Raw genomic sequence first — 25,355 nt, 5'->3', positions numbered from 1 at the left:
ACGCTTAGCAGTATGGAGGTGCCGTCGCTATTGTTCTGAGCCCGCGCGGTTCAGACCGTGCCGGACGGACGCATGGCACACGGGGATCTTGGGGGATCCATGGGATTCATGGAAGGGCCACGCCGGGTGGTACGCCCCGCCGCGGGACCGGGCGCCGCACTGGGCGGAGGCGCCGTATCCGCGTCGCCGACGGGCCGCCCGGCGCTCTCGCGGGACCGCTACCGGGACCGTACGCGCGAACTGATGCACTCCGTACGCCGGTTGGACGCCGGGCTGAACGAGGCGGCGGTGCGGGAGCTGTCCGGCTGGATCCGCGAGCAGTACGCCGTGTCGTACGGCGATGTCCCGGTGGGCTTCGTGGCCGTGTGCCGGCTGGGGCCGCCCTTCGTGGACCACCGGCTCAGCCTCTTCCACACGATCATCGACCACTTCGCGCCGGGCGATCCGATGCCGGAACCCTTCGCGGCGGCCCGGATGCTGGTGCGGTCCGGTGCCTATGAGTACGTCGAGGTCTACGCCGGCGGGACGGTGCTTCCGGTCCTGGACGACGGCTCGGTCGTACGTCCGTAGAGCCCACGCGCGCGCCGGCCGGCAGAACCTCAGAGCCACAGACAACGACGGAGGAACCATGTCCGAGGTGGACTACCACCTGCGGCGCCAGGTCGATCGGGTGAACAGCCTGGTGGTGCGGCTGGGCGAACAGGTGGGGGCGGTCTCCGGCCAGGTGTCGGCCGTCGGCCAGGCCCAGCAGGAGACCCGCACCGAACTCCAGCAGCTCCGGGCCGACTTCATGACGTACGTACGGCAGGCCGAGCTGACGGCCAACATCCAGCGCGCCGAGACCCGGGTCGGGGTGATCCAGGACAAGGTGGACCACGAGTTCGGCCATCACAAGGTGGTCAGGCGCTCGGCGGTCGGCATGCTCCAGGCCTTCGACACCGGACTGGTCTCCGAGGAGACCGTACGGAACGTGGGCGAGCAGCTCATGATCCAGACGCCGCGCTACTGGCTGGCCCCCGCGCTGATCGGGCTCTCCAGCTGGGCGGCGGACGACCGGTCGCTGTGCGAGCGCGCCGTGGAGGAGGCGTTCCGCCGCTCCCCCGACCGGACCTCGCTGTTCTTCGCGCTCGTGCTGCGCCGCCAGGGCCGGCACGCCGGCGCGGTGCGCTGGCTGCGCCACTACCTCAACGTCCAGGACCCGGCGGCGCTCGGCCGGGAGTTCGCGGTGATCCTCGAATCGATCTCGCAGGGCGCGTTCGGCGCGGCGGGGCGCGAGCTGCTGCGCGACACCCTCGCCACCTGGCGCGAGACGCTGCTCGCCGACGAGGCGACCGAGACCGCCCAGGTGACCCGCTGGCGGGCGGAGATCGACTCGCTGCGGGCGCCGTCCGCCACGGCCGACTTCCCCCGGCTGGCCGCGGTGTCCCCGCAGTGGGCGCAGCTCGACGCCGTGCTCTCCTCGGCCCGTGCCCAGCAGAACGTACTCGACAAGTACACGGCGATGATGGCGCGCGAGTCCGGGCCCTCGGACCGTATCGAGGACGCGGTCGACGACATCCTGGACCGGCTGGTCGGGGAGTACGACAACGAGGAGCTGCCGCTCCGCCGCGATCTGGCCTTCCATCACGCCGTCATCGACAGCGGCGGCGATCTGGACGCCGCGAAGCAGGCCGTCGACATCGACTCGGCGTCGCTGGAGGAGACCCTCGACTACCTCACCGTCCAGACCACCTCGGCGCTCAACCCGGGGGCCATCGGCGCTTCCCCGGCCACCCAGCGGCTCTCGGTGGCCGCCTGCCACAGCTGGTTCAAGCGGGCGCACGCCTCCTTCAGCCGGGACTACCGGGCGGCCATCCCGGCGGACGTGGGGGCGCACTTCGCCACCTCGCACGGCGTGGGGGCGGCGACCTTCGCGCTGCCGCCGTGGTCGGGTTCGTTCACCACCCCGCTGGAGACGCTGGAGGCGTCTTTGATCGCGCACTGGGACGGGCACGCCCGGCCGTTCATCGACTCGCTCGCCTTCCCCTGGCGGCGGCAGGCCCTGCTGCCGGGTGGGATCGTGCTCGCCGTCCTGGTGCTCCTGAGCCCGTTCCACGCCGGCTTCGCGTGGGTGGCGGCGCTGATCGTCGGCGGGGTGTGGGCGCTGATCCTGAACAACCGCGCCGCCGCGTCCCGCAAGCTCCAGGAGACGGCGAGGCACTCCCTGGAACAGGCCAAACAGGAATCCGTCGGGACCCTGCGCGCGGCCCGCGCCGAACTGACGGACTGGCAGAGCCGGTTCCAGCGGGCCGACGCCGTGGAAGCCGCCACCCGCGCCATGATCGCCTCGCTGGCGACCGCCACGCACGCCTCGTCACCGTACGAGGGCCGCACCGTCACCGAGCCGGCGGAGGAGCAGACATCGTGATCCCCGAACAGCAGCCCCGGCGCGTGGTCGCGCCGCCCGCGCCGGACCGGGCCCCCCAGGCCGCGCCGTCCCAGGCCGCCTCACCCTGGGCGTCCACCGCCGCTCGCCCCAAGGAGCGGACCACCTCCCGGCTGCGCAAGGTGGTGGAGGGGCTGCCCGACTGGGAGCCGCTGCCGCCGGGCGAGATGACCGTACGACGCCCGAAGCAGGACCTGTGACCGGGAGTCTCTGGGCCCACGGGGGTACGTACGAGACCTGGGCCGCGTTCCTGACCGACTGGGCGGCCGGCGGCAGGTCCGACGGCGCGGGGCTGCCGGCCCTGCGCCAGGAGGACTTCGCCGCCGACACCTGGGACCGGCTGCGGCTCCGGCTCACCGACGCGATCTCCGCGCGCCTCCAGCGCTGCGCCGACGCGCTCGCCACGGCGATCGGCGAGACGGCGGACGAGTTCTCGGTCGGGCGCGCCCTGGCGCAGGCCAGGTCGGGGCTGCATCCCGTACGGGCCCTGGCGAACCACCCCGCGCTGCCCGAGGACCTGCGACCGCGGCTGCTGAAGATGGTGGACGACGCGACCCGCTCGCTGCAACAGGATCTCGAACGGGCCGTGGAGGGCATGGTGGCGGAGGGCAGTGATCCGCGCCGTGTCGAGGCCCGGCGGCGGACCGTACGCGACAACCCGCTCACGGCAGTGACCTCCGCGCCACCGCCCGTACCCGCGGGGGAACCCGCCGCGACGGGCGGCTGGTCGTACGACCCGACGGCGACGGGCAGGCGGCGGGTGACGCCGCCGTAACGCCCCCCGCCGTCACCTCCCCGCCCTTCCCCTTCCCTCAGCAGAAGGCCCCGCATGCCGAACTACCGTGAGTGCCACGACGACCTGGACAACTACCTCACCGCACGCGTGCCGGTCATCGGCCTGCGCACCATCGAACAGCCGCGCGCGCTGCGCCTCGTCAAGGAGATCGCTACGCAGCCCCGCCGCTCGGGACAGCCGTTCTGGATCTATACGCGCGCCACCGGGCTGCGGGATCTGCGGTCCAACGCGACGGTGCAGGACGACCGTTCACTGACGGGCGCGATGGAGTTCGCCGCGGCCCAGTTCAGCAGCCGGCCGAATGCGACCCTGGTGCTGGTGGACCCGGACAGCCTGGACACCGACACCCCGTTCACCCGGCATGTCGCCGAACTCGCCAGGCTCGCCGACGCCAATGCGGGCAGTCTGGTCCTGATCACCGACAAGCCGATCTGGAGCGGCCTCCAGCGGCTCGGGATGAGCCTTCAGCTCGAACTCCCCGATTTCGACGAGATGTACGCGACGATCCACAGCTTCCTCGGCGACCACCACGAAGTCGTCCCGATCGCCTGGACCGAGGAGGACGCGCGCCGCGCCGCGGAGTTCCTCCAGGGCGTCACCGAGGGCGAGGCCGTCAACCTGATGGCCACGCTGGTCGCCAAGGGATCCGTGGAGAAGGACGACGTCCTTGCCCTGGCCCGCTCCAAGGACCGGATCTTCAGCGATCTGGCCGGACTCGAACGTATCCAACTCAAGAGCGAGGCGGACTACGGGATCGGCGGACTGACCAATCTCCGCGACTGGCTGCGGCGCAAGCACCGGCTGATGCACTCCGATCTGCGGGGCACGGACCTCCGGCCGCCCCGCGGCGCCCTCCTGGTCGGCGTGCCCGGCTGCGGGAAGTCTCTCTCCGCCAAGGCGATCGCCGCCCAGTGGCGGCTGCCCCTCTACCGGCTGGACATGGCCAGCATCCACGGCAAGTACCTCGGCGAGTCGGAGGGCCGGATGCGGGAGGCCCTGGAGACCGCCGACCGGGTGGCGCCGTGCATCCTGTGGATCGACGAGATCGAGAAGGGCCTCGCCGGCAAGGACGACACGACGGGGGTGCCGCAGCGGATCATCGGTCACTTCCTCTTCTGGCTCCAGGAGTCCGACTCGCGCGCGTTCGTCGTCGCCACCGCCAACGATGTCCGCAGCCTGCCGCCCGAGCTGATGCGCAAGGGCCGCTTCGACGAACTCTTCTTCGTGGACCTGCCGGACGCGCAGGACCGCAGGGAGATCATCCAGCTCTACTACCGCCGTTACGTGAAGGCCGAGCCCGCCCCGGACCGGCTGGATCTGCTGGTCGATCTCTCCGACGGTTTCGCCGGCTCCGACATCGAGGCCGCGCTCCATGACGTCGGCGCCGAACTCCACCTCCAGGACGATCCGAAGGAGCTCGACCCCTCGTTCGTCGAGGACACCTTCGCCAACGCCTCCCCCATGAGCCGCACCAACCCCGAACAGATCGAGGAGATCCGCGCCTGGGGCCGCGACCGCGCCGTCCCCGCGGGCCGCTCCGTCACCACCGCGACCCCGGGCACGGCGGGCCCCTCGCGCCGGGTCGTCTTCATGGACTGACGCGTCGCGTCGTACGAAGCCGCGCCAGGGCTCTGTGTCGGTTGCCCCGGTGCGGCTTCGGCGCGCCAAAAACTCGGCAGGCGTGCGAGAACCGTTGACAAACACATGACATGATTGCAGCCTGTGACTCGCAAAAACATCGATAACTAGCTCAATTTCTTTGCGCTCACTGTGCAACTTCGTTTGTGACCTCATGTGCGGCTTCTCGGCAGGGACCCGCCCCCGCCTGCTGCCACCGCACCGCTCCGTTTCGGACCGCACGCACCCGCGTGGCGCGTGACGCGGGTCCCGCGCGCCGTACGGCCGGCCCATTCCAGCGGGCTGTCCGTTCTCTCGTTCCGACAGGCTCTCTCGTTCCGACAGAACAGAGGACACCATGAAACGGAAACAGCCCCGCCGACGACTGATCATCGGCGCGGTCATCGCCGCCCTGATCACTGTCGGGCTCCTGCCCGTCTCGGCCGCCGGCTCCGGCACCGCCCACGCGGCCGAACGGCCCAACGGCGGTGGCAGCGACAGAGTCGCCGCCGCCGATCTGGCCCGCGGCAAGCCGATCGACGCGTCGTCGACGGTCTTCAACTTCGTCGCGCGCAACGCCAACGACGGCAATACCGGCACCTACTGGGAGGCCGCCGGGCACCCGTCGACGCTGACGGTGAAGCTCGGCGCCAACGCCGACATCACCTCGGTCGTCATCAAGCTCAACCCCGACCCGATATGGGGCACCCGTACCCAGAACATCCAGGTACTCGGCCGCGACCAGGCGGCGACCGGCTTCACCTCACTCGTCGCCCGCGCGGACCATGTCTTCAACCCGGCGTCGAACCAGAACACGGTCACGATCCCGGTCACCGGACGCGTCGCCGACCTACAGCTCCAGTTCTTCAGCAACACCGGCGCGCCCGGCGGGCAGGTCGGCGAACTCCAGGTGATGGGGGTTCCGGCCCCCAACCCGGACCTGACCGTCAGCGCCCTGTCGTGGACCCCCGCCTCCCCCGTGGAGAGCGACACGACCAAGGTGAACGCGACGGTACGGAACACGGGAACGGCCGCCGCCGGCGCGACCACGCTGAACGTCAGTCTGGGCGGCGTGGTCGCGGGCAGCGCGCCGGTGCCCGCGCTCGGCGCGGGGGCCTCGGCCACCGTCCCGGTCGACATCGGCAAGCGCGCGGCGGGCACGTACCGCGTCACGGCGCTGGTGGACCCGACCGACACGATCATCGAGCAGGACAACGACAACAACAGCCTCACCGCGGCCTCCGACCTGGTCGTCGGGCAGAGCCCCGGCCCCGACCTCCAGGTGCTCGGCGTCGAATCCAGCCCGGCGAACCCGGCCGTCGGAGCGCCGGTCAGCTTCACCGTCGCGGTGAAGAACCGCGGGACCACCAGCTCCGGCGCCACCACGGTCACCCGCGTGGCGGTGGGCGGCACCACGCTCAACACCAACACCCCGGCGATCGCGGCGGGCGCGACGGCCAATGTGAATGTCAACGGCACCTGGACCGCAACCAATGGCGGAGCCACCATCGTCGCCACCGCCGACGCCACGAACGTCGTCACCGAGACCAACGAGACCAACAACACGTTCTCGCGGTCGATCGTCGTCGGACGCGGGGCGGCCGTCCCGTATGTCGAGTACGAGGCCGAGGCCGCCCGCTACCAGGGCACCCTGCTGGAGACCGACCCGCTGCGCACCTTCGGGCACACCAACTTCGCCACCGAGTCCTCGGGCCGCAAGTCGGTACGGCTCAACTCCACCGGTCAGTTCGTCGAGTTCACCTCGACCAACCCCTCGAACTCGATCGTCGTACGCAACTCCATCCCCGACGCGCCGAACGGCGGCGGCACCGAAGCCACCATCAGCCTCTATGTCAACGACACCTTCGTCCGGAAGCTGACGCTCTCGTCGAAGCACAGCTGGCTGTACGGCGACACCGACGGCCCCGAGGCCCTGACCAACACGCCCCAGGCCGACGCCCGTCGTCTGTTCGACGAGTCGCACGCGCTGCTGCCGACGACCTATCCGGTCGGCACCAAGTTCCGGCTCCAGCGCGACGCCGCCGACTCGGCCGCGTTCTACATCATCGACCTGATCGATCTGGAGCAGGTGGCGCCCCCGTCGAGCAAGCCGGCCGAGTGCACCTCGATCACGGAGTACGGCGCGGTGCCCGACGACGGGATCGACGACACGGCCGCCATCCAGCGGGCGGTGACCGCCGACCAGGAGGGTGCCATCGCGTGCGTATGGATCCCGGCGGGGCAGTGGCGGCAGGAGAAGAAGATCCTCACCGATGACCCGCTCGACCGCGGCCAGTACAACCAGGTGGGCATCAGCGATGTCACGATCCGCGGCGCGGGGATGTGGCACTCCCAGCTCTACACCCTGACCGAGCCGCACCAGGCGGTCGGCAGCATCAACCACCCGCACGAGGGCAACTTCGGCTTCGACATCGACGACAACACCCAGATCTCCGACATCGCCATCTTCGGCTCGGGCACCATCCGCGGCGGCCCCGGCGGCGCCGAGGGCGGAGTCGGTCTGAACGGCCGCTTCGGCAAGGACACCAAGATCTCCAACGTCTGGATCGAGCACGCCAATGTGGGCGTCTGGGTCGGCCGTGACTACGACAACATCCCGGATCTCTGGGGCCCGGCCGACGGCCTCCAGTTCACCGGCATGCGCATCCGCAACACCTACGCGGACGGCATCAACTTCACCAACGGCACCAGCAACTCCCGGGTCTTCAACTCCTCGTTCCGCACCACAGGCGACGACTCCCTGGCGGTCTGGGCCAACCGCTATGTGAAGAACCCGTCGACGGACATCGCGCACGACAACCAGTTCATCAACAACACGATCCAGCTGCCCTGGCGGGCGAACGGCGTCGCGGTCTACGGCGGCTACGGCAACAAGATCGAGAACAATCTGATCTACGACACGGCCAACTACCCCGGCATCATGCTGGCCACGGACCACGACCCGCTGCCCTTCTCCGGCCAGACCCTGATCGCCAACAACGCCCTGCACCGCACCGGCGGCGCCTTCTGGAACGAGGACCAGGAGTTCGGCGCCATCACCCTCTTCGCCCAGAGCAGAGACATCCCCGGGGTCACGATCCGTGACACGGACATCCTCGACTCGACCTACGACGGCATCCAGTTCAAAACGGGTGGCGGCACCATGTCGGGCGTCGCCATCAGCAACGTCAAGATCGACAAATCCAACAACGGCGCCGGCATCCTCGCCATGAGCGGTGCCCGCGGCGGCGCGACCCTGACGAACGTGACCATCACGAACTCGGCCGACGGCAACATCGTCACGCAACCGGGTTCGAGCTTCGTGATCACAGGCGGCACCACAGCGGCCAAGGCCCAGAAACGCACCCTGGCCAACCGCTGGTAACGCATCGCCCCCGTGGTGGTCGGCCATTTCTCCACCGGCCGGCCACCACACGGCTGTCTGAACGGGTGACGCTCGCCACCGGTCCGTGTCGCCGGACCGGCACACCGGGCCCTGCGTGGACGATGCAGGAATGCCAACTTCCGCACAGGCCGCCGGGATTCTCCTGCGGGCCGCGGCCTCTGCCGGTGACCCACCGCAGCTGCTGCCCGCCCGGGAGCAGATGGCCTTCACTCTCGGCTTCCACATCATCCTGGTGCCGTTCGGAGTGGCACTCACCGCCCTGATGCTCATCGCCAACTACCGAGGTCTGAAACACGGCGACGACCAGGCCCTGCTGCTCGCCCAGCGCTGGTCGAAGGTCGCCGCCGTGCTGCTCGCCGTGGGAGCGGTCACCGGTACGGTGCTGAGCTTCGAACTCGGCATCCTGTGGCCGGGGCTGATGGGCAGATACGGCGCCGCGTTCGGTTTCCCGTTCGCGATCGAAGGCATCTTCTTCTTCCTGGAAGCGATCTTCGTCTCGATCTATATCTACGGCTGGAAGCGGCTTCCTCCCTGGGTGCACTTCTGGACGGGCGTACCCGTGGTCCTGGCGAGCATGGGCGGCACCGCCGCCGTCGTGGCGGCGAACAGCTGGATGAACCAGCCCGGTGGTATCACCATGCGCGACGGCCGTGTCGTGGAGGTCCGGCCGGCCGAGGTCTTCTTCAACGGCGCCTTCTGGTTCGAGAGCGTGCATATGCTGCTCGCCGCCTATATCGTCGCCGGTTTCTCGGTGGCCGCGGTCTACGCGGTCGGCATGCTCAGGGGCCGCCGCGACCACTACCACCGGCTCGGCTTCCTCATCGGATTCGTCGTGGCCGGTGTCATCCTGCCCGTACAGATCTATGTCGGCGATGTCGTCGCGCGCCAGGTGTTCCACAGCGAGCCGGCGAAGTTCGCCGCGATCGAGATGCTGCCCACCACAAGCAGCCATGTCCCCGAGACGCTGGGCGGGGTGCTCGTGGACGGCCAGGTGCGCTACGGCCTCAGGATTCCGGACGTGGCCTCGCTGCTCGCCGGGTTCAGCCCGTCCACGGAGATCCGCGGACTCGACGCGATCGACCCCGCCGTACGGCCCTCCGACAGCGCGGTGAGCGTGGTCCACCTCGCGTTCGACGTCATGGTGGGAACGGCCAGCCTGCTGCTTCTGCTGGTCCTCTGGTTCGCCTGGCTGTTGTGGCGCCGGCGGCGGGTGCCCACCAACCGGTGGTTCCTGCGCTGCGCCGCCCTCAGCGGAGTCGTCGCCGTGGTGTGCCTGGAGGCGGGCTGGGTGACCACCGAGGTGGGGCGGCAGCCGTGGACGGTGGTCGGCCTGCTGCTCACCAAGGACGCCGTGACGACCCAGGGCAATCTCTGGCCGTTCTTCGCCGCCGCCCTCGCCATCTACCTCGCGGTGGGTACGGGCGCCGTGCTGATCCTGCGCTCCCTGACCAGACGCTGGAGAGCCGGCGAGGACGAGGGAGAGGACGAGGGGCTGGACGTACCCTACGGCCCCAACCGGCCGCTGACCGACGCACACACGGGGAAGGCCGGCAGCCATGAGTGATGCCATCGCGGTCCTGCTGTTCATCGGTGTCATCGCCTACGCGCTCTTCGGCGGAGCGGACTTCGGCGCCGGTTTCTGGGACCTGACGGCCGGCGGAGCGGCGCGCGGCAACAGGTCCCGCCATCTGATCGACGTGTCGATCGGCCCCGTCTGGGAGGCCAACCACACCTGGCTGATCTACTGCCTCGTCATGCTGTGGAGCGGTTTCCCCCTCGCGTTCGCGGCCATCACCACGACGCTCTACATCCCATTGGGCCTCGCCGTGCTGGGAATCGTCCTGCGGGGCGCGGGCTTCGCCTTCCGCAAGGCGTCGATGCGCACGCCGGAACAGCGGATCTACGGGGCGGCGTTCGCGCTGTCCTCGGTGCTCACCCCCTACTGCTTCGGCAGCGTGGCCGGTGCCATCGCGTCGGGCCGGGTACCCACCGCCGGCAACGGAGACCCGGTCGGAAGCTGGAACAACCCCACCTCCGTGCTCGGCGGGGTGCTGGCCGTATCGGTGTGCGCCTACCTCGCCGCGGTGTATCTGACCGCCGCCGCGCGGCAGAACGGGAGCCCGCGGCTCGAAGCGTGGTTCCGCCGACGCGCGCTCCGCGCCGGGATCGTCACCGGGGTGGTCTGTCTGGCGGGCATCTTCCTTCTCCAGGCCGACTCCCCGCGGCTGTTCCACCAGCTGAGCCACCGCGGCCTGCCGCTGCTCGTCATCTCGGCGCTGAGCGGGCTGCTCAGTCTGTTCCTCCTCAGACGCGAGAACGCCCTCGCCTTGCGGATGCTGGCCGCGCTGGCCGTGGCGACGGTCGTATGCGGCTGGGGCGTCGCGCAGTACCCGTATCTGCTGGGCACGCATCTGAGCATCGCCGACGCCGCGGCGCCGACGCCCACGCTCTGGGTGCTCGCCTCCGTGGCCGGCGCCGCCGGGGTGCTCATCGCCCCGTCCCTGATCGCCCTCTACATCCTCCAGAACAAGGGACGGCTGGAGTCACGGGGCTGACGCGGCGCACCGCGGACCGCGATCCTCCTGATGGCCACGATAGAGCCCCCCGTCCCGGCGGGCGACCGGTGGGAGAACCCGATCGCCACGAAAAGTGGCGAAAAGCGCGGATGAGGTGGCGGCGTTAACCTTGTGATGACGGAGGCCGATGCCCGACCCGCGCGTCAACGCCGCTGCGAGTAATGCGGAGCGACGCGACCTGAATGGTCGGGGGGAATGAGTCGGCAGGTCTCGGTGAATTCGGCCTGACCCCGGCCGGCAGGCTCGGCGGGGAGGCTCCCGGGAAAGCCCTCAAAGAAAAAGAAACCAGAACAGGAGCCAGTTATGGCACCGAACTCTGCCGGCACAATGACGCGTCCGGATGTCGCGCTCACCGACGGTTTCAGGCTGACAGTCGATGCGCTACAGGCCAACGGGGTCGACACCATGTACGGGGTGGTCGGCATACCCGTCACCGATCTGGCCCGCATAGCGCAGGCCAAGGGCATTCGCTACATAGGGTTCCGGCAGGAGCAGGACGCCGGCCACGCCGCCGCCGCGGCCGGATTCCTGACCGGCCGGCCGGGCATCTGTCTGACGGTGTCCGCGCCCGGCTTCCTCAACGGACTGGTGTCGCTGGCCAACGCCACCACCAACTGTTTCCCGATGATCCAGATCAGCGGGTCGAGCGAACGCAGTGTCATCGACCTTCAGCAGGGCGACTACGAGGAACTCGACCAACTCAACGCGGCCAAGCCCTTCGCGAAGGCCGCGTTCCGGGTGGACCGGCCGCAGGACATCGGTCTCGGTGTCGCCCGCGCCATTCGCGCCGCGGTGTCCGGCCGGCCCGGCGGGGTGTATCTCGACCTGCCGGCCGCGGTGCTCAGTGACACCATCTCGGTCGAGGAGGGCCGGGCGTCGCTGTTCGAGGCGGTCGACCCGGCGCCCGCGCAGATTCCCGCGCCCGAATCCGTCACCCGGGCCCTGGAGCTGCTCGCGCACGCCGAGCGTCCGCTGATCGTCCTCGGCAAGGGGGCCGCCTACTCCCGGGCCGACCAGGCCATTCGCTCGTTCGTCGAGACAACTGGCGCCCCGTTCCTGCCGATGTCGATGGCCAAGGGGCTGCTGCCCGACGACCATCCGCAGTCGGCGGCTGCGGCCCGGTCCCTGGTACTCGGACAGGCCGATGTGGTGATGCTGATCGGCGCCCGGCTGAACTGGCTGCTCGCACACGGCCAGCCGCCGCGCTGGTCCGCGACGGCGAAGTTCATCCAGGTCGACGCCCAGCCGGTGGAGATCGACAGCAACCGGCCGATCGCGGCTCCGGTGGTCGGGGACATCGCCTCGGCGATGGCCGCCTTCAACCGGGCCACGCGGCCCGGCCAGTTCGCCGTACCGGCCGCCTGGTGGGACGCGATCAAGGACCGGACGGCGCAGAACGTCGCGAAGATGCAGGCGAGGCTGGACGCCGACGCGACGCCGATGAACTTCTCGACCGCGCTGCGCGCGATCCGCGACGTACTCGACGACCACCGCGACGCCTACCTGATCAACGAAGGCGCCAACACCCTCGACTTCGGCCGCGACATCGTGCCGATGTACGAGCCGCGGCACCGGCTCGACTCCGGCACCTGGGGCGTCATGGGGGTCGGCATGGGCTACGCCATCGCCGCCGCCGTCGAATCCGGCAAGCCGGTGGTGGCGGTGGAGGGCGACAGCGCGTTCGGGTTCAGCGGCATGGAGCTCGAAACGATCTGCCGCTACCACCTGCCGATCGTCACGATCGTGTTCAACAACGGCGGTGTCTACAAGGGCGACGAGGTGAACACGTACTCGGCCGACCCCGCGCCCACCGTGCTGCTGCACTCCAGCCGCTACGACAAGCTCATCACGGCCTTCGGCGGCGTCGGCTATCAGGCCGACACCCCGGAGGAGCTGGGCCACGCGCTGCGTGCCGCGCTGCACGCGGGCAAGCCGGCCCTGATCAACGCCGTCACCGACCCGACAGCCGGCACCGAGTCCGGCCACCTCACCAGCATGAACACCAGCAGTTCCCTGCAGTCGGCGCACTGACCAGGACATCAGACCGGGAGGAAACACCATGACCGAGAAGACCACACACGGTGCCGCCACCCCGGACGAGCACCTGGACGCGAGCAAGCCGCACGCCCTGGAGCACATCACGGTCGTGGACTTCACCCGCGTCCTGGCCGGGCCGACGTGTACCCGGATGCTCGCCGACGCCGGTGCGCGGATCATCAAGGTCGAGCGGCCCGAGACCGGCGACGACACCCGCCAGATGGGCCCGTTCGCCAGTGACGGCACCTCGGAGTACTACCGGTTCGCCAACCTCGGCAAAGAGAGCATCGCCCTCAACCTCAAGGACCCCGGCGATCTCGCCCTGGTCGAGTCGATGATCGCCGAGGCGGATGTCGTCGTGGAGAACTTCCGCCCCGGCGTCATGGCGAGGCTGGGTCTCGACCCGGCCAAGCTCGTTCAGGAGCACCCGCGGCTGATCGTCTGCTCCATCTCCGGCTTCGGCCAGTACGGGCCGCTCCATATGCAGGCGGCCTACGACACCGTCATCCAGGCCATCTCCGGGATCATGGACGCCACCGGCGAGCCCGACGGGGGCCCCACCCGGGTCGGTACCTCCATCTCCGACATCCTGGGCGGCATCTTCGGCTACTGCGGTGTCGTCACCGCGCTGGCGGCCAGGGAACGCACCGGCAAGGGAACCACCATCGATGTCGCCATGCTCGATGCCACGTTCGCCACCCTGGAGCAGGGCCTGATGGACTCGCTCGGCGTGCACAAGCGCCCGCACCGCATCGCGAACCGCCATCCGTCCATGGCGCCGTTCGACACCTTCAGCTGCTCCGACGAGCTCGTGGCGATCTGCGTCGGCAACGACCATCTCTTCGGCATCCTCGCCGAGACCCTCGGCAAGCCCGAGCTGGCCACCGACGCGCGCTTCGCCACCAACGTCGACCGGATGGACAACCAGGCCGACCTCAAGACGGCCATGGAGGAGGTGCTGCGGACCGACACCGCCGCCGCCTGGCACAGCCGGCTGGAGGACGCGGGCATACCCGTCAGCCTGATCCTCAACGTCGATGACACCCGCAGGATGGAGCAGATCAAGGTACGCGGCATGGTCAAGGACGTCGGTGGCTTCCAGGTCCCGGGCAACCCGGTCAAGTTCGGCTCGTACAACTCGCTCGGCACCATGATCCCGTCGCCCGAGCTGAACAACCGCTCCGATGCCCTGCGCGCCGAATTCGTACCCCACGCGCACTACGCGAACGGCGCGACACCCGCGACGTCTCGGTCATCCTGACTTCGGCGGGCGGGAACCGGCTTTGGCGCCAGGACCGTCGACGATGTTCAGGACGGACATCATGCCCATGTCCTCGTGGTTGAGGAGATGGCAGTGCGCCACCGTCCTGCCGGTGAAATTCGTGAAGTGGACGCGGAAGACGATGGACTGGCCCCGGATGACATTCACCGTCTCGTACCAGCGGTGACCGGGGTCGGTGGCCTTTCCGTTGACGCTCATCAACTGGAAGTGGTTGGTGTGGAGGTGGAAGGAATGGTCCTCCTCCGTGTCGTTGCGGACGGTCCACTCCTCCACCGTGTTGAGGCGGGAGGTGAAGTCGATGCGATGGGGGTCGTAATACCGGCCGTTGATGTAATAGCGCGCCGGGTTGGCCGTCTCCGTGTACACCAGATTCTTGCGGTCGGCGATGGTGGCCCGGGCGAGGTCCTCGCTGGGCGCGAAGGTGGTGGGGATCGCGGCCGGGGTCATGGGAGCACCGCCGGTGACCACACTGGCGAGATTCACCTGAGGGAAGCTGTTCCCGGCCGGCCCGGTGTAGAACGGGAGGGTCTCCAGCTGGGCGGTGCCCGCCTTGCCCCCCTGCACCAGGACGTCGAACCGGGCGGCGGCCGCGATGAGCAGCGTCTCGGCGGCGTAGACCTGTTGGACGGGATAGCCGTCCTGGGCGATCACATGGAAGGTGGCGCCCGGCAGACGCAGTTTGTAGTAGATGTTCGCGCCGATATTGGCGAGCCGCCACAGCTGGGTCTCACCGGGGCGGATGCTGATGACCGGATTCTGCTGGCCGTTGACGGTCCGGTTGGTCTTCGCCTGGATACTCAGCGGATTGACCTTGATCGCGTCGCCCTGGATCTGGTTGTCCTTCAGGGCGACGACACGTTCGGTGATGTTCTTCAGGGACGGCGGCAGATACTTCCGCAGTCCGTCGATGATGATGAGGCCCGACTGCCCGCCGGCCACCTGCGCGGCGGAGTACATGTCGATGTGTGAGTGGTACCAGTAGGTGCCCGGCGTGATGTCGCGCGGCAGCTGGTACGAGTAGTTGTAGGTCGTGCCCGGCTTGATGGAGAGAAAGATGTCGTCGGCGGGCTGGCGCGGTGAGACATGGAGCCCGTGCACATGCAGATTGGTGTCCTTCGTCACGCCCTGCACCTTCTCCGTGACGCGGTTCACCATCGCCAGTTCGATACGGTCACCCGGCTTCACGCGGAGAGTGGGCGGCATATAGCGGCCGTTGTAGGTGAGGCCCCACAGCCGGCGGTCCCCCACCTGCACCTTCTGCCGTTCGACGACAACGGTGGTGCGCAGGACTCCGTTGTGGCTCACCATCTGCGGGGGATTCCGCAGCGGCTCGCCCTTCCCGGTCCGCTCGGCCTGCGACGCCCCGGGCAGCGGCCCTTCGTTGGCCCCGGGCGCCCGGTCGGACACCGAGCCCCCGCAGCCGGCCAGCCAGCCCGCGGCGAGCACCAGGCCGACGACGAGCCAGGTGAGTGTGGAACGCGACCGAGTCACAGCTCTCTCCCTACGGGCGGCATGTCGTGCTCCGGGGTCACGGCCCGGAGCACGGGGGGAACAAGCCGGAGATTAGGGAACGAATCCCGATTCCCCGGTGCACCACACGTTCCGCCCACACGAATCCGCCCCAACGGCGGCACCGGAGGAGGGAGATGCGCGCCCCTCAGTCCAGCGCGCAGGAGTTGACCACATCACCGCTCGCGGGCCTGCGGATCGTACGGTCCGCGGGCGGGGCCGTACCGTCCTCCACCCAGGCCGTCAGGGCCGTGAACGCCGAGCGGTAGCAGGGCAGGATCGGACGCAGCCGGTCCGGATAGGTGTCGTAGAGGCCATCGGTGTGGGTGCCGTTCTCGACGGTGTAATAGCGGTGCAGCCGGCCGCGGCCCCGGTCGTCGACCATCCGCGCGTACACATCCGAGTCGGTGGCGATCGGCAGCAGCGCGTCCAGATCACCGTGCAGTGTGATCATGGGCTTGCCGATCCGCCCGGTCAGCGCGACCTTCGCCACGGCGCGGTGGACGGACGCGGGGCGGGAGGCGTAGTCGTACGCGGCGTCGGAGGAACAGGCGGCGAAGATCTCCTCGGTCGACGAACCGGCCGACGCCCCCGGGCACTTGGGGTCGTACGACGGGTCGAACTCCGCGCGGAAGATCTTCTGCGTCAGTCCCCAGTAAGCCGCTTGGTGGTACGGCCACAGAAACCGGGAGCCGTCCGCGAAGCCGGCCGCGAGGAGATCGTCGTCGTCCGCCGTACCGAGGCTCCGGGCGACGGTGACCGGCAGACTCGTCAGCGGACTTGGCCCGCGGGTGGTCCAGAGCGTGCCTTCCCAGTCCACACCCCCGTCGTACAGCTCCGGGTGGTTCTCCAGCTGCCAGCGGGTCAGATATCCGCCGTTGGAGATGCCCGTCATATACGTATGGCGCGGCCCGTGCCCGTAGCGCTGCTGTACGGCCTTCTTGGCGGCGCGCGTCAGCTCGGTGACCCTGCTGTTCCATTCGGCGACGGCGTCACCCGGCCGTTCGCCGTCCACGAAGAAGTCGGTACCCGTGTTGCCCTTGTCCGTGGCCGCGTAGGCATATCCCCTCGCCAGCACGGCGTCGGAGATCAGGACGTCCGTGGAGTACTGCCTGCGGTTGCCCGGCGCGCCCGTGACGACCAGGCCGCCGTTCCACTTGTCGGGCAGCCTGATCACGAACTGGGCGTCGTGCCGCCAGCCGTGGGTGGCATTGGAGCGCGAGTCGTCGGGGAAGTACCCGTCGATCTGGACCCCCGGCACCCCGGAGGGCTTCTCCGTCCCGGCCGCGGACAGTCCCGCCTGGTCGGCCGGATCGGTGTACGGGGTGCCGGCGAGCGCCGTCGTCGTCAGATCTCCCAGACACGCGGTCCGCTGATGGCCGGCTCCCGGCACCTCCAGCCGGTGCTGCCGGGCGCAGTGCGTGTCCGCGCGGTCCGGTGGTGCCGCCCCCATCGCCCCGGCGGGGCCCATGGAGGACAGCCCCAGCAGAAGGGCGGTGAGAACCGGGATGCCTCGGGACAGTCGCATAGGGGCGGGCCTCCGGGGAGTGGCGATACGGGTGGGTGCGCCGCCATATCGTGCTGGGACCGCTCCCGTACGACCATGGGGTCGGCCCATACCTCTCCCCGTGTCGGACTAGGCCCGCACCCCATTTCATGCCACGTTTCCCTGGTGCCGATCACAGCCCCGGAAGCGAACGCGAGGAGCCGGCGGTGAGCACGCACCACGAAACGTCCGATCACGGCGCCCTCCAGGAAGCGGAGCCGGATCTTTCCGTGAAGCGGCGGATCTTCGCCGCGCTGGCGGTGCCGAATTTCCGGCGGTATGTGAGCGGCCAGGCCCTCAGCCTCATCGGCACCTGGGTCGAGACGGTCGCCCAGGCACTGCTGGTGCTGCGTCTGACCGACTCCGGTACCGCGCTCGGCCTGACGACCTCGGCCCGGTTCCTTCCCGTCCTCCTGCTCTCCCCGTACGCGGGCCTGCTGGTCGACCGGTTCGACAAGAGGCACCTTCTGATCCTCACGCAGGTAGGGCTGGGGCTGGTCTCCACAGCCCTGGGCGTCAGTGTCCTCGCCGGCACGATCACCCTGTGGCAGGTCGTCGTCCTCGCCCTTCTCTTCGGGATCTTCAGCGCCGCGGACAACCCCGCGCGGCAGGCGTTCGTAGGGGAGGTCGTGGGCCCCTCCCTGCTCCGCAATGCCGTGACCCTGAACAGCACGCTCGTCAATGTCGCCCGGGTGCTGGGGCCGACCGTCGCCGCCGTTCTGGTCACCACCGTGGGCATCGGCTGGTGCTTTGTCGCCAACGCCGTCAGTTTCAGCTTCGTCGTTCTGTCTCTGCTGTCCCTCGACACCGGACAACTGCACACCAGCGCCCATGCCCCGAGGGCGAAAGGACAGTTGCGGGCGGGCCTGCGCTATGCCATGGGCCACCATGCGATCGCTCGGCCGCTGCTGATGATGGCCGTGGTGGGAACCTTCACCTTCGAATTCGAAGTGAGCCTTCCCTTGTTGGCACACGACACCTTCCACGGTGTCGAAACCACCTACAACTGGCTGATCGGATCGCTCGGCGCCGGCGCTGTCGCGGGCGGGCTGTACGCGGCCCGCGCCTCACGCACCGGGGTTCCCTTTCTCGTCAGGATCGCTTGCGCCTATGCCGCGTCCGTCGTTTTCCTGGCTCTTTCCCCGACGGTGCCGGTCGCGATCGTCGCCTGCGTATGCGTCGGAGCCGCGAGCGTCATATTCCTGACGACGGGGAACGCCACGGTCCAACTCGCCTCCTCACCGCAGTACCGTGGCCGCGTCACCGCCTTGTGGTCCACCGCGCTCGTGGGAAGCACGCCCATCGGGTCACCCGTCATCGGCGCGGTCTCGGACGCGGCCAGTCCCCGGTACTCGCTCGCCCTGGGGGCGGCGGCCTGTGTCGCGGCGGCGCTGATCGGCTGGTGGCCCCGCGGAAGACGCGCGAACGCCCACTGACCGCTTCTCCGGCACGATCACGGCCCACCGTTTGCGTGCTGAAGATGAGGGCGTTGTACTAAAGCCACCAAATCACACTTTCCGGGCCGGGCTGTCCGGGCCGGGCTGTCCGGCGCTCGCTGATGGCCACCGGATCCAGGTGCTGATCGATCATGTCGTGGCGCGAGAAGAGAAGTGACCATGCGGAATCCCTGTCTCACCGTCGGACAACGGTCTCTGCGTGCGGCAGGGGGTGTCACCGGCCCGGGTGCCGGCTGGACCGACGCCGGGCTGCTCACCCTCCGTCTTGTCGTCGGCGGCCTGGTCGCCACCCACGGCCTCCAGAAGATGACGCACTGGGCGGGCGGAGAGGGCCTGGCCGCCGGCGCCGAGGAGTTCCGGCGCGACGGCTTCCGCGGCGGCCGGCTCACCGCGGTGGCGGCCGGGAGCGGTCAGACAGTCGGGGGCCTGCTGCTCGCGGCCGGGCTTCTGACACCGCTCGCGGTGGCGACCGTCGCCGGTGTCATGACCGTCGCGGCCACGGTGAAGCTCCCCCACGGGCTGTGGGTCCAGAACGACGGCTACGAGTATCCGCTGGTCCTGGTCGCGTCCATGGCCGTCACCGGGCTCACCGGGCCGGGCGCCTGGTCACTCGACCGGCTGACCGGCGTCAACTGGCCCGCGTCCGCGGGCATCGCCGGCTGCGCGGCCGGAGTACTGGGGGGCCTGGCCACACGGCGTGCGCTGTTGCGGACGAGGGAGCGGTCCGGGAAGACGGACGTCACCCGAAGCCCCTGAACCGGTCAGGCCGGCCACGCCGGGAGCCCGCCCAACCCAGTCCTAGGAGGAACGGATGGCCGCCACCGTCGCGGATGCCATGATCTCTACGCTCAAGGCCGCCGGTGTACGGCGCGTCTACGGCCTGCCGGGGGACTCCCTCAACGGGTTCACCGACGCCCTGCGCCGCGACGGCGGTATCGCCTGGGAGCACGTGCGCCACGAGGAGGCCGCCGCGTTCGCAGCCGCCGCCGAAGCGGGTATCACCGGTGAACTCGCGGTCGCGGCCGGGAGTTGCGGACCCGGAAACCTGCATCTCATCAACGGCATGTTCGACGCGCAGCGCAGCCGGGTACCGGTGCTCGTCATCGCCGCCCACATCCCGCGCGTGGAGATCGGTGGGGGCTACTTCCAGGAGACGCACCCGCAGGAGATGTTCCGCGAGTGCAGTGTGTACTGCGAGATGGCGAGCGTGTCCGAGCAACTGCCGAGGCTGCTGGAGATCGCCATGCGCACCGCCCTGGAGCGCGGCGGCGTCGCGGTGCTGGTCATCCCCGGCGAGCTGTTCCTCGACCGCGCCACCCCCTCGCCGACGCCGCGCCCGGTACTCAAGTCGGCATCGGTCATCCGTCCGGACGATCAGTCACTCACGCGGGCGGCGCGGGTCCTCGACGCCGCCGACCGAGTGACCATCCTGGCCGGGGCGGGCTGCGCGGGCGCCCATGACGAGGCGGTCGCCCTGGCCACGGCGTTGAAGGCGCCGATGGTCCACTCACTGCGCGGCAAGGACTCCCTTGAGTACGACAACCCGTACAACGTCGGCCTGACGGGGCTGATCGGCTACAGCTCCGGTTACCGGGCGATGGAGCACTGCGACGCCCTGCTGATGCTCGGCACCGACTTCCCCTATCGGTCCTTCTATCCCGAGAACGTGCCCGTCGTGCAGGTCGACGTACGCGGCGAGCAGATCGGCCGCCGTACGCAGGTGGACGTCCCTCTGGTGGGCACCGTCAAGGACACCGCGCCGGCGCTGCTCCCCCTGCTGAAGCACCGGACGGACGATGACTTCGCGGAGAGGATGACCGGACACTACCGGCGGGTACGGGCCCGTCTGGACCGGCTCGCGGAGGCCAAGCGTGGTGACTCCCCCATGCATCCGCAGCAGGTCGCCGCCGCGGTCGACCGGCTGGCGGCGCCCGACGCGGTCTTCACCGCCGACGTGGGGACTCCGACGGTGTGGGCGGCCCGTTATCTGCGGATGAACGGTCAGCGGCGGCTCATCGGCTCCTTCACCCATGGCTCGATGGCCAACGCGCTGCCGCACGCGATCGGCGCCCAGGCCAGTCAGCCCGGCCGCCAGGTGGTCGCGCTGTCAGGTGACGGCGGCCTGGCCATGCTGCTCGGCGAGCTGATCACGCTGCGCCAGCTGGACCTCCCGGTGAAGGTCGTCGTCTTCAACAACTCGGCGCTGTCCTTCGTCGAGCTGGAGATGACGGCCGCGGGCATCGTCACGTACGGCACGGGGCTGGACAACCCCGACTTCAGCGCCCAGGCGCGCGCCGCGGGCCTGTTCGGGGCGCGCGTCGAGCACACGGACCAGCTGGACGACGTCCTGCGCGAGGCTTTCGCGCACGAAGGACCGGCGCTGATCGACGCCCGTACCGAACGGTACGAGCTCTCGCTGCCGCCGAAGATCACCTTTGAGCAGCTCAAGGGCTTCACCCTGTTCGCCACCCGGACCATCCTCTCGGGGCGAGGGGACGAGATCTTCGAGCTCACCAAGTCGAACCTGCGCCAACTCAGCACGGAGTAGCGCCCCGGAGGGTCTTGAGTACCTGCGTATCAGCCCTGGGCCCGCGTATCAGCCCTGGGTCTGTGCGAGCAGCTCGGCGAGATGGTCGCACCAGACCTCGGCGACATGGAGCGTCTGGTGCCCTCGCGTCTTCGAGTCGGCCGGAAGCGTGATGGCCCGTCCGTGGGGAACCGCGGCGATGGCCTTCTCAAGTCCGCCGAGTTCGAAGGGGTTGAGTTCGTCGTCCTCGAAGTTGACGGCCAGCAGCGGGGCCCGTATCGACCGGAGGCCGGGGGCCGGGTCGTAGTCCCTGGACGCGTCGAACTCCCAGACGACGTCGTTGGCGTCCTCGCTGTCCAGCGCCTGCGACTCGGTCGCCGTGATCCGGGTGTCGACGGCATCGATGGAGAGCAGATCGGACGCCATGTACCGCGCGCTGCCGACCATGAGCTGGAACAGCGCCATCGCGTGCCCGAGTCCGGCCGGCTGTTTGTTGTAGCGGCCGTCGGCGTATCCGGGATCGGATGTGATCAGATGGATGAGCATCCTCCGCCAGAGCAGATTCCGCCCGGTGATCCGCTCGGGAAGACTGGCGACCGCCATCAGCGCCTGCTGGTCCGGATACCGCTGGCCCCAGATCCACGTCTGCATCCCGCCCATCGAGGTGCCGAGCAGCAGCCGTAGGCGCTCGATGCCCAGACCTTCCACCAGCAACCGATGCTGGCCCTCGACCATGTCGCCGTAGCCGTAGTGCGGGAAGTCAGGTCCAAGCCCTTCGCTGGGCCGGCTCGACCCGCCGTGACCGATGGCGTCCGGCAGGATCACGAAGAACCTGCTCACATCGAGAGGCCGGCCGCTCCCGAACAGGAAGTCGGCGATGGACGGTCGCAGGAATTGCCGGCCGGAGCCGGTTGTGCCGTGCAACAGCATCACGGCGTTGTCGGCGCCCGCGTTCAATGAACCGAGTGTGTGGTACGCCAGGGTCACATCGAGGCGGTGTCCGTCATCGAACGGGAAGTCGGCGACGGTATGGAAGCCCGGTACGGCTTTGGATTCCCAGTCGGTGGTCATGAGCGACCCCTAGAAGAACGAGAGGGTCTCGACGCCGACCCCCGCTTGCACGGTACGCAGGACCTCACCGCGTTCGAGGTTGCACACGGCGAGCGAACCCTCGTTGTGGTTCGCGATCAGCACCGTTTCCCCGTCCTCGTGGAAGGCCATGTTCATGGGGCCCTGGCCGAGGTGAAGAAGGCTCTGTGACTTGAGGTCCTCGGAGAAGACCGTGGCCAGCGGTTCCTCGAAGTTCGTGACCACCAGGTACTTGCCGTCGGGGCTGTAGCGCGCGATCTGGGCCGCCTTCTCGTGCCCGTCGAGTGTGATGGTCGAGCGGATCTCGTCCGAGTCCGTGTCCACGACGAAGAGCTGCGGCTGCCGCGCGTCGACGAGTACGACCGTCTCCCCGTCGGGGGGCATGCCGATCCCCGCGGTGCCGTTGGGCATGGGAATCTTCTTGACCACCTGTTTCGTGGCCAGATCGACGACCGACGCGAACGGGTCTTCCTCGTTCTCCGTATAGAGCTTGCTGTTGTCGGGCAGCACCTCGACGCGGTGCGCCTTGTTGGAGCCCACCTCGATCACGTCCTCGATGGTGCCGCTCCCGGGGGCCATTTCGAGCACCACGCCGCTGTTCTCGCAGACGCAGTACAACTGGCCGTCCGCTCCCCAGCGCAGGCCATGCGGAGCGAGATGCGGATAGGTGCTGAGGTCACCGACGTGCTTCCGTTCCTCCAGGTCGAACTGTGCGATCAGATGGCCTGGATGGGGGTTGTCCCCGTGGATGCCGGCGCCGTAGATGGGGGCATACGCGAAGCGGTGATCGGGCGAGATGAGAAGCTCGTGCACCCTCGGCGCGAAACCTTCGAGGGTCAACTCGACCTCGTATGTCTCCGGATCGAGGAACAGCACATGATTCCCGACCTTGTCGATTGCCACGAGGCCATTGCTGCCGGTCAAGAAGTTGGCGTCTGTCATGAGAACTCTCCTGTCCGATCCACCTCGATACCGAACTGCCTCCCGGTCGCCCTCAACCGGTTCAGATCTCCGGCCGGGTCGCCGGCCGGCCCGGGAGACGGGCGGCACGCGGAGCGGTAGTACTCCTCGATCCCGCCGGGCACCGTCAGGTCGAACAGCCGAACCGGCTGACCGGTGCGGTTCCGCACCCGGTGGTGCACCCCCCAGGGCACGACCACGACTGTTCCCGCGGAGGCCTCGTATTCCTCTCCGTCCAGGAACACCTCGGCGGTTCCCTCCATGACGTAGAGGGCCTCCTCATAGCGGGCGTGACGGTGCGCGGGCATCTCGCCGCCCGGCTCGATCGTGATCTCGGTGACCGTGTAGGCCGCCGCGGTCGCGAGGCCCGCCGCCTTGATGTTGTAGGTCACTCCGGCGGCGTACCGACGGTCACCTTCATCCGGGAGCACCAGGGTGGGACCGCGTCCCTCACTCATGGGGAGGGGCCTTTCGTGCCCGTCCGCGGTGCCTTCCAGATAGGTGACGCCATAGCGCGGGGTCCGGGCGTTGATCTCCTGGACCGGCATCGTCCCGCGTTTCCCGGGGGGTTCATCGCCCGGTGCGCCCAATTCCAGGAAGAAGCCCTCGTTACCGCCCGGGGTGGTGAAGGTGATGAGTTCCGCGCTCTCGTCCCCGACATTGCGCCACTCATGAGCGATGCCGCACGGCGCCGCGAAGAACGTGCCGTCGCCGACCGTGGTGTTGATGCCCCCCGCCTTCAGCTCGATCTTCCCCCGGAGCAGGAAGAAGCCCTCTTCCTCGCGTGAATGGACGTGCCGGGGCGGGCCTGTTCCGGCCGGTGGACAGTCGAGCCAGAACGCGTACTCACTTCCGGTGTCCTCGCTGACGGCGGCGAAGGTGATCCGGTCGTCGCCCATCCACCAGATCGAGACGCCCTCCCCCGGCTTCACCAACTTGCCGCGTCTGAGCAGAGGTGCGTCGTGCTCGATGGGCCTGTTCAAGCTCTGCGGTGTCCTGGCGCCGGCCATTGCTCAACCTTCCCGCCCGAGGTCAGCGCGTCGACCGGGAGATGCGCGGTCGGACCTCGTAGGCGCACACCCTTACAATCTCCATCCGCCGTCGACCGTTGTCAAAACATACCGAAATAAACACTTTGTCTCGTTTGGCGGTACGCTGCCTCTGAGAAAAGATCGGTAGTGACAACCACTACGGGGAGAAGCCCTCAGTAGCTGTAGAAGCCCTCTCCTGACTTCCGGCCGAGCAGTCCGCCGTCGACCATGCGGGAGAGCATCGGGGGCACCGCGTGGGTAGGCTCCTTGAACTCCTCGTACAGCGCCGATGCGATCGCCGCGACGGTGTCCAGGCCGATCAGGTCGGCCAGGGCCAGCGGGCCCATCGGGTGGGAGCAGCCCAGCGTCATCGCGTTGTCGATGGTCCGGGCGTCCGCGTATCCGGCCTCGTACATACGTATCGCGGCGACGAGATAGGGGATCAGCAGGGCGTTGACCACGAAGCCTGAGCGGTCGCCGGCGTGGATGGCCTGTTTGCCGAGCACCTCGGTGACGAACTCCGCGGCGGTCCGCCGGGTGCGTTCGCCGGTGAGCAGTGAGCTGACGACCTCCACCAACGGCAGTACCGGGGCCGGGTTGAAGAAGTGCAGGCCCAGGACGTGTTCGGGGCGCCGCGTCGCACGGGCCAGCCGGATCACGGGCAGGGCGGAGGTGTTGGAGGCGAGGATCGCGTCCGGGTCCTCGACGACCTTGTCCAAGGTCTGGAAGATGTCCAGCTTCGTGGGCTCGTGCTCGGGAACGGCCTCCAGCACGAGCTGACGGTCGTGGAACGAGCCGAGGTCGGTGGCGTACGTGACGCGCGCGAGCGTCTCCTCCCGGCCCGCTTCGCTGATCTTGCCCTTGCGGACCGCGTTGCCCAGCGAGCGCTCCAGCCGGCCGCGCCCCCTGGTCAGGCCGGCCTCCGAGGAGGAGACGATCAGCACGTCGCGGCCGGCCCGGGCGCACACCTCGGCCAGCCCCGCGCCCATCACGCCGCAGCCGACGACGCCGACGCGCTGGATCGCCTGCGCTGCCGGTACCGGCACGGAGGCGGGTGCGGTGGTGGGGGGCGCGGTGGTCATGACATCCCTGCCTTT

At 69.0% G+C, this 25,355-nt stretch carries 19 protein-coding genes; 13 read left to right on the top strand and 6 right to left on the bottom strand.

The genetic code is table 11. From position 1 onward, the window contains the following. Positions 1–99: 99 nt before the first annotated feature. From AB0M67_RS29520 to AB0M67_RS29475, 10 genes are all read left to right on the top strand, one after another. The gene (locus AB0M67_RS29520) at positions 100–570 is read left to right on the top strand and encodes a hypothetical protein (RefSeq protein ID WP_365750366.1); all 471 of its coding nucleotides are present in this window, start codon (positions 100–102) and stop codon (positions 568–570) included. A 58-nt stretch (positions 571–628) separates the two neighbouring features. Further along, positions 629–2,407, top strand: a complete 1,779-nt coding sequence (locus AB0M67_RS29515; protein ID WP_365750364.1) for a hypothetical protein — start codon at positions 629–631, stop codon at positions 2,405–2,407. Then, positions 2,404–2,625 carry a hypothetical protein gene (locus AB0M67_RS29510; protein WP_365750362.1) on the top strand — a complete coding sequence of 74 codons (222 nt, stop codon included), beginning with the start codon at positions 2,404–2,406 and terminating at the stop codon, positions 2,623–2,625. Before AB0M67_RS29515 ends, AB0M67_RS29510 begins: the two co-directional genes overlap by 4 nt. Then, a complete protein-coding gene (locus AB0M67_RS29505; protein ID WP_365750360.1) occupies positions 2,622–3,200 on the top strand; it encodes a hypothetical protein in 579 nt (192 codons plus the stop codon). Before AB0M67_RS29510 ends, AB0M67_RS29505 begins: the two co-directional genes overlap by 4 nt. Before the next feature lie 54 nt (positions 3,201–3,254). Beyond that, the gene (locus AB0M67_RS29500; protein ID WP_365750359.1) at positions 3,255–4,820 is read left to right on the top strand and encodes an AAA family ATPase; all 1,566 of its coding nucleotides are present in this window, start codon (positions 3,255–3,257) and stop codon (positions 4,818–4,820) included. A gap of 376 nt (positions 4,821–5,196) precedes the next feature. Continuing rightward, on the top strand, positions 5,197–8,223 hold the full coding sequence (locus tag AB0M67_RS29495) for a CARDB domain-containing protein (RefSeq protein ID WP_365750357.1): 3,027 nt from the start codon (positions 5,197–5,199) through the stop codon (positions 8,221–8,223). A 130-nt stretch (positions 8,224–8,353) separates the two neighbouring features. Beyond that, entirely contained in the window at positions 8,354–9,808 is a 1,455-nt protein-coding gene (locus AB0M67_RS29490; RefSeq protein ID WP_365750355.1) for a cytochrome ubiquinol oxidase subunit I, read from the top strand. Further along, positions 9,801–10,799 carry a cytochrome d ubiquinol oxidase subunit II gene (locus tag AB0M67_RS29485; protein ID WP_365750354.1) on the top strand — a complete coding sequence of 333 codons (999 nt, stop codon included), beginning with the start codon at positions 9,801–9,803 and terminating at the stop codon, positions 10,797–10,799. The genes AB0M67_RS29490 and AB0M67_RS29485 overlap by 8 nt, the downstream gene beginning before the upstream one ends. A 324-nt stretch (positions 10,800–11,123) precedes the next feature. Beyond that, positions 11,124–12,851 carry an oxalyl-CoA decarboxylase gene (gene oxc, locus AB0M67_RS29480; protein WP_365750352.1) on the top strand — a complete coding sequence of 576 codons (1,728 nt, stop codon included), beginning with the start codon at positions 11,124–11,126 and terminating at the stop codon, positions 12,849–12,851. Positions 12,852–12,879: 28 nt separating this feature from the next. Continuing rightward, entirely contained in the window at positions 12,880–14,118 is a 1,239-nt protein-coding gene (locus tag AB0M67_RS29475) for a CoA transferase (protein WP_365750350.1), read from the top strand. Here AB0M67_RS29475 and AB0M67_RS29470 read toward each other — a convergent pair. Continuing rightward, positions 14,110–15,630 carry a multicopper oxidase family protein gene (locus AB0M67_RS29470; RefSeq protein WP_365750349.1) on the bottom strand — a complete coding sequence of 507 codons (1,521 nt, stop codon included), beginning with the start codon at positions 15,628–15,630 and terminating at the stop codon, positions 14,110–14,112. The two genes, AB0M67_RS29475 and AB0M67_RS29470, sit on opposite strands and share 9 nt — an antisense overlap. 166 nt (positions 15,631–15,796) lie before the next feature. Then, entirely contained in the window at positions 15,797–17,176 is a 1,380-nt protein-coding gene (locus AB0M67_RS29465) for a tannase/feruloyl esterase family alpha/beta hydrolase (protein WP_365750347.1), read from the bottom strand. A gap of 185 nt (positions 17,177–17,361) precedes the next feature. Between AB0M67_RS29465 and AB0M67_RS29460 the strand changes: the two genes are divergently transcribed. From AB0M67_RS29460 to poxB, 3 genes are all read left to right on the top strand, one after another. After that, on the top strand, positions 17,362–18,630 hold the full coding sequence (locus tag AB0M67_RS29460; protein ID WP_365750345.1) for an MFS transporter: 1,269 nt from the start codon (positions 17,362–17,364) through the stop codon (positions 18,628–18,630). A gap of 180 nt (positions 18,631–18,810) precedes the next feature. Next, positions 18,811–19,407, top strand: a complete 597-nt coding sequence (locus AB0M67_RS29455; protein ID WP_365750343.1) for a DoxX family protein — start codon at positions 18,811–18,813, stop codon at positions 19,405–19,407. 55 nt (positions 19,408–19,462) lie between these two features. Next, on the top strand, positions 19,463–21,199 hold the full coding sequence (gene poxB, locus AB0M67_RS29450; protein WP_365750341.1) for a ubiquinone-dependent pyruvate dehydrogenase: 1,737 nt from the start codon (positions 19,463–19,465) through the stop codon (positions 21,197–21,199). A 48-nt stretch (positions 21,200–21,247) separates the two neighbouring features. Here poxB and AB0M67_RS29445 read toward each other — a convergent pair whose 3' ends face one another. The 4 genes from AB0M67_RS29445 to AB0M67_RS29430 form a co-directional block, all read right to left on the bottom strand. Beyond that, the gene (locus tag AB0M67_RS29445) at positions 21,248–22,249 is read right to left on the bottom strand and encodes an alpha/beta fold hydrolase (RefSeq protein WP_365750339.1); all 1,002 of its coding nucleotides are present in this window, start codon (positions 22,247–22,249) and stop codon (positions 21,248–21,250) included. 9 nt (positions 22,250–22,258) lie between these two features. Beyond that, positions 22,259–23,209 carry a hypothetical protein gene (locus AB0M67_RS29440; RefSeq protein ID WP_365750338.1) on the bottom strand — a complete coding sequence of 317 codons (951 nt, stop codon included), beginning with the start codon at positions 23,207–23,209 and terminating at the stop codon, positions 22,259–22,261. After that, positions 23,206–24,210, bottom strand: a complete 1,005-nt coding sequence (locus tag AB0M67_RS29435) for a cupin domain-containing protein (RefSeq protein ID WP_365750336.1) — start codon at positions 24,208–24,210, stop codon at positions 23,206–23,208. The genes AB0M67_RS29440 and AB0M67_RS29435 overlap by 4 nt, the downstream gene beginning before the upstream one ends. Positions 24,211–24,431: 221 nt before the next feature. Beyond that, positions 24,432–25,340: a 3-hydroxybutyryl-CoA dehydrogenase gene (locus AB0M67_RS29430; protein ID WP_365750334.1), complete on the bottom strand. Its 909-nt coding sequence runs from the start codon at positions 25,338–25,340 to the stop codon at positions 24,432–24,434. Positions 25,341–25,355: the final 15 nt, after the last annotated feature.

The organism is Streptomyces sp. NPDC051662, assembly GCF_040681655.1.
Lineage (GTDB): Bacteria > Actinomycetota > Actinomycetes > Streptomycetales > Streptomycetaceae > Streptomyces.
Note: the sequence above shows the minus strand (reverse complement) of the source record. Positions and strands in the feature narration are given on the sequence as shown.